A 5,181-nucleotide genomic window follows, 5' to 3' on the forward strand; every position below is an offset into this window, starting at 1 on the left:
CTGGGAGATCCGCGCCGACATCCACGAGGCTTTCCTCAGCCTGGCCTGCGCACTCATCTGCTGGCGACGACTTACCTCATTGCGTTAGGACTTCTTAGGGTCGGCGGATGGTGAAGATCTTGATCACGGGGATGTCGGGCACCGGCAAGTCCACGGTGTCGGAGTCGCTGGCGGCCAGGGGGCATCGTGCCGTCGACACGGATACCGACCAGTGGAGCCGCTGGGAGACCCTGCCCGACGGGACCGCCGACTGGGTGTGGCGGGAGCCGGCCATCGGTGACCTGCTCGCCGGCCATCGTGACGGTGCCCTCTTCGTGGCGGGCTGCAAGTCCAATCAAGGACGGTTCTATCCGCAGTTCGACCAGGTCGTCCTGCTCAGCGCCCCCGCTGAGATCATGCTGGCCCGCATCGCGGCCAGGACCAACAACCCCTTCGGCAAGCGTCCTGAGGAACGTGCGGCCATCCTGCGGGACCTGGCCGACGTGGAGCCGCTGCTCAGAGCGACGTGCACGGTCGAGATCGACACTTCCGTGCCGGTCGACGAGGTCGTTCGGCGGCTTGAAGGGCTGGCGGGCGGTCTGGAGGCTCCAGCCGGTACGGCAGGAGGGTGAGCGCCGTCGTAGGCTGCCGACACGGGACAGAACGGACAGGAGGCTGACGTGGCTCGGACGACGGTGGCCAAGACCCCAACCCAGACGACTGCCCAAGCTCAGGCGACGGTGGCTGAGCTGATGGCCGAGCTGGCCGAGCTCGAAGACCCGCGAGCGCGTGAGGTGAACGAGCGGCACGGCGACGACCACGGCGTCAACCTCGGCAAACTCCGCGCCGTCGCCAAGCGCCTGAAGACGCAGCACGACCTCGCCCTCCTGCTCTGGGCGACCGACGACACCGCGGCCCGGCTGCTCGCGCTGCTCATCTGCCGCCCGAAGGCGTTCTCGCGGGCCGAGCTGGACACCATGATCCGCCAGACGCGCGCGCCCAAGGTGCACGACTGGCTGGTCAACTACGTGGTGAGGAAGAGCCCGTACGCCGAGGAGCTGCGTCGAGCCTGGTTCGCCGACCCCGATCCGGTGGTCGCGAGTGCCGGCTGGGCACTGACCACCGAACGGGTGGCGAAGAAGCCGGAAGGTCTCGACCTGCCCGCGCTGCTCGACGTCATCGAGGCGGAGATGCGGGACGCCCCGGATCGCCTGCAGTGGGCGATGAACCACTGTCTGGCCCAGATCGGCATCGACCACGCCCAGCACCGCGCCCGTGCCATCGACATCGGCGAGCGCCTGGAGGTGCTCAAGGACTATCCGACGTCCCCAGGGTGCACGTCTCCGTTCGCGCCGATCTGGATCGACGAGATCGTCCGCAGGCAGCAGGGCGAATAGACCGGATCACGCGTCCCAGGTGACGGGGAGGCTCTTGAGCCCGTGGATGTCGGCGGTCTCCGGGCGCAGCGGAATCTCTTCCGCGGGCACGGCCAGCCGCAGGCCGGGGAAGCGGTTGAGCAGCGCGGGGAAGGCGACCCGCATCTCGACGCGGGCCAGCTGCTGCCCCAGGCACTGGTGGATGCCGTGGCCGAAGGCCAGGTGGCCGCCGTCCTGCCGGCCGAGGTCGAGCACGTGCGGGTCGGTGAAGCGCTCGGGGTCACGGTTGGCGGTGCTGTACGACAGCAGGAGCGTCGTTCCGGCCTTGATGCTCTGCCCGCCCAGCTCGACGTCCTCCAACGTGACCCTGGTGAACATCTTGGCCACGCTCAGATAGCGCAGCAGCTCCTCCACGGCCGGCTCGGTGAGCGTGGGATCGGCGCGCAGCGCGGCCAGCTGCTCCGGGTTGCGCAGCAGCGCGAAGGTGCCCAGGGCCAGCATGTTCGCGGTGGTGTCGAAGCCGGCCGACAGCAGGATCAGCGCCATCCCGCGCAGCTCCTCGTCGGTGAGGTCGCTGTCGAGCAGGTCGCTGAGCACGTCGTCGGTGGGGTTGGCGCGCTTGGCGGCGACCAGCTCGGCGAGGTACTCCTGGGTGGCGAGGTAGGCCGCGTACAGCTCCTCGTCGGCCGCCTCCCCGCCGAGGAACTTGTCGATGTGCTCCTGGAAGGAGCCTCTGTCCTCGTACGGGACGCCGAGCAGCTCGCAGATGACGACGGCGGGGATGGGCTTGGCGAACGCGGTGACCAGGTCCGCCGGCGGCCCGGCCTGCTCCATCGCGTCCAGATGCGCGGCGGTGACCTGCTCGACCCGCTCGGTCAGCAGCCGCATCCGCCGCACGGTGAACTTGCCCACCAGCGGTTTGCGGTAGCGGCTGTGCTGGGGCTCGTCCATCAGCAGGAACTCGCCGGGCGGCGCCGGAGGGACCTCGATGTCGCCGTAGTCGATCAGCGGGTGGTGGCGCATGAGCTCCTTGCGCGAGCTGAACCGGGGGTCGGCCAGCACCGATCGGACCAGGTCGTAGCCGGTGACCAGCCAGCCCTCGTGTCCGCCGGGGAAGGGGTAGCGGCTGATCGGGCCGTGCTCGCGCGCCTGGAGCAGCTCCTTGGGCGGGTCGAAGGGGCAGCCGGACGGCCGCGCGGCCGGCAGCGCCGACGCGGTGTGGACGGTTTCGCTCATGGCCGTGCCTGCTTTCGCGATAGTACGTGTTCGGCTCAGCATGAAAGCTACGTTGCATTCGGAATGAGGTCAATCGACAACAAGGCATTTGCCCAGCTAGATGCCGATAAATTGATGCAATGACGCTGTCCGCGAATGCAATGCCGCGTTGCAATGACTGGCAGCGAAGGCAATACTGACGGCATGCCAGGAGGACGGTTGACCCAGCGCGAACGCCAGCACATCGCCACCGGACTCGCCGGCGGGCTCGCCTACGCCGAGATCGCCCGGCGGCTCGACCGGCCGACGTCGACGGTCAGCCGCGAGATCGCCCGCAACGGCGGTCCCGGCGACTACCGGCCCCAGCAGGCGCACCAGGCGACGGTCCGGCGGGCCAGGCGGGGCACGCCGGCGCCGCCGCGCGCGGACGAATCGCCGGGCAGCGTCGTGGAGGCGGAGATCCTGGAGCTCGCGGTCAAGACCGGGCTGCCGAAGCTGACGGCGCGCGTCCACTTCGACCTGCTGCTGTCCGAGGACGGCAGACGCACCGCGGCCGAGCTGACCGCCAGGCTCAAGGTCAGCCCCGCGTCCGTCTCCGTGGCCGTCAACTTCCTGGTCGAGCAGGGGTACGTCCGGCGCGAGCGCGACCCGCGACGACGCCGCGACATCTACGTGGTCGACGACGAGACCTGGTACCACTCGGTCATGATCAGCGCCCGGCAGACGCTGGAGACGGTGCGGGCCGCGCTGGCGGCGAAGGAGACGTTCGACCCCGACAGCCCCGTGGGGCAGCGGCTGGCCAAGGGCGGGGCGTTCCTGGAAAGGGTCTGCCTGGACATCATGGAGTCGGCCGAACGCTCACGCCACCTCCTCGCCTGACGTTCAGCCGGCCGCACGCGCCGGCCGGGCGTAGTGGGCGGCGACCGCGGCGAACGCCTCCTTGGGCTCCCACGGCAGGCCGGGATAGGTGACGCCGGTGCGGCCGGGTTCGTAGACCTTGACGATGCCGGGGCTGGCGAGGTCGAGGTCGTCGCGGGGGTCGCCGTCGGGGCGGTGCGGGTAGTTGTAGAGGGCGAAGAGGTAGAGGAAGGCGCTGTCGACGCCCTCCTCGTCGAAGATGTCGAGCAGTTCGGTCAGGTACGCGGCCTGTCCGGCCTCGTCGCGCTCGTACCCGCCGGCGATGCGGGTGCGGCCGGTGGCCTCGTCGTGGCGGGCGATCTCCATGCTGCGCGGGGCGACGTCGGCCGCTCCGCGCCAGGTCGCGCAGGCGAAGCCGGTGATCGCGACGGGCTTCGGCCGCGCGGTGACGATGGCGCGGACGCCGTCGCGGAACCGGTCGGCGACCTCGGCGGAGCGGATGAGTTCGAGCGTGACGAAGTCGAACAGGTCCCAGTCGACCTGTTCGAACTGGATGGCGGCGTACGTCACCTTCCCGTGGAAGCGCTCACGTACGGAAGGCACGACCTCGCGGAAGAAGGCGTTGAGCCGGGTGCTCACGGCGGCGAGCCGTTCCGGCCTGCCGTCCGGGTCGGCCAGCAGGTGGCCGAGCCGCTCGGCGATGGTGTCGCCCTCGACGAACCCTCGGTTCATGATGCTCAGCTCGACGCCGGCCACGAACACGACCTCCGCCCCCTCAGCCCTCAGCCGCTCGGCCCGCTCCGCGCAGTCGGCGAACAGCGTGCGGATCTCGCCGAGAGTCAGCTCCAGCGGGTACGGCGAGAACCAGACCTCCAGCCCGAGCCGGGCGGCGTGACGCGCGGCGATCTCCAGCCGGTCGGGGTCGCCGCCGACGAGGTGGACCGCGTCGCAGTGCAGGTCGTCGCGGATGATGGTCAGCTCCCGCAGGACCACGTCGGGGTCGAAGGGCTCGCGGGAGCTGGGGTGGCCGGGAAGGCCGATGAAGCCGGTGTCGTAGGCGATGCCTCTGGCTCGCATGGGGTGGGTCCTTTCGTACCGGGGATGGCGGCTCGACCGTACCGCAAAAAGATGCGTGCACGCAAAATTGCGTGGACGTAAATTTGCGCGGGAGTAGGCGATCCTGGGAGGGTGGAGGGGTGACTACACGCCGTCCGGGGCTGCGGGAGCGGAAGAAGCAGGCCACGAGGGAGGCGCTGCGGGTCGCCGCCCTGCGGCTCGCGCTGGAGCAGGGGCCGGAGAACGTCCGCGTGGACGACATCGCCGAGGCCGCCGGCGTGTCCCCGAGGACGTACAACAACTACTTCTCCAGCCGTGAGCAGGCGATCGTCGCAGCCGTCACCGCGGACAGGGAGTCGCGCATCGCCGCGGCCGTGACCGCCCGGCCGGCCGGCGTCAGCCTGTCCGAGGCCGTGATCGACGCCGTCGTCGAGCAGTTCACGGATCCGGGCGACGAGGCGCGGGACGCGCTGCTGATGATCACGGCCAGCCCCGCGCTGCGGGAAACGTATGCCGAGACCGCCGGGTCGCTGGCCGGGCCGCTCGCGGGGGCGCTGGTCGAGCGCACGGGCGGCATGGACCGGCTCACCGCCGAGGTGCTGGCCGCCTGCGTCGGCACGGCGGCCAAGCTCGCGCTCCGGTCCTGGCTGTCGTCGGCGGGGGGGGCGGGGGGGGGGGGGGGGGGGGGGGGCGGGGC

General features: G+C 70.5%; 6 protein-coding genes. 4 read left to right on the top strand and 2 right to left on the bottom strand.

Going from position 1 to position 5,181, the window contains the following annotated elements; genetic code table 11:
* The first annotated feature begins 107 nt into the window (after positions 1-107).
* Positions 108-611, top strand: coding sequence for an AAA family ATPase (locus ABFX54_RS05915; protein WP_346102058.1), 504 nt, complete (start codon positions 108-110; stop codon positions 609-611).
* A gap of 120 nt (positions 612-731) precedes the next feature.
* Positions 732-1,376: a DNA alkylation repair protein gene (locus tag ABFX54_RS05920; protein ID WP_346102366.1), complete on the top strand. Its 645-nt coding sequence runs from the start codon at positions 732-734 to the stop codon at positions 1,374-1,376.
* Positions 1,377-1,382: 6 nt separating this feature from the next.
* On the opposite strand, the gene ABFX54_RS05925 is transcribed toward ABFX54_RS05920, so the two are convergent.
* Entirely contained in the window at positions 1,383-2,591 is a 1,209-nt protein-coding gene (locus ABFX54_RS05925; protein WP_346102060.1) for a cytochrome P450, read from the bottom strand.
* Positions 2,592-2,789: 198 nt separating this feature from the next.
* Here ABFX54_RS05925 and ABFX54_RS05930 point away from each other — a divergent pair, with 198 nt between their 5' ends.
* Positions 2,790-3,449 carry a MarR family transcriptional regulator gene (locus ABFX54_RS05930; protein WP_346102062.1) on the top strand — a complete coding sequence of 220 codons (660 nt, stop codon included), beginning with the start codon at positions 2,790-2,792 and terminating at the stop codon, positions 3,447-3,449.
* Positions 3,450-3,452: 3 nt separating this feature from the next.
* Here ABFX54_RS05930 and ABFX54_RS05935 read toward each other — a convergent pair whose 3' ends face one another.
* Positions 3,453-4,505 (bottom strand): glycoside hydrolase family 113 protein, encoded by a 1,053-nt coding sequence (locus tag ABFX54_RS05935; protein ID WP_346102064.1) that lies wholly within the window; start codon positions 4,503-4,505, stop codon positions 3,453-3,455.
* Between the two features lie 119 nt (positions 4,506-4,624).
* Here ABFX54_RS05935 and ABFX54_RS05940 point away from each other — a divergent pair.
* Positions 4,625-5,181, top strand: a 557-nt coding sequence (locus tag ABFX54_RS05940; RefSeq protein WP_346102065.1) for a TetR/AcrR family transcriptional regulator, incomplete at its 3' end; no start/stop codon positions are given.

This window comes from Nonomuraea maheshkhaliensis (assembly GCF_039529435.1).
GTDB classification, from domain to species: domain Bacteria; phylum Actinomycetota; class Actinomycetes; order Streptosporangiales; family Streptosporangiaceae; genus Nonomuraea; species Nonomuraea maheshkhaliensis.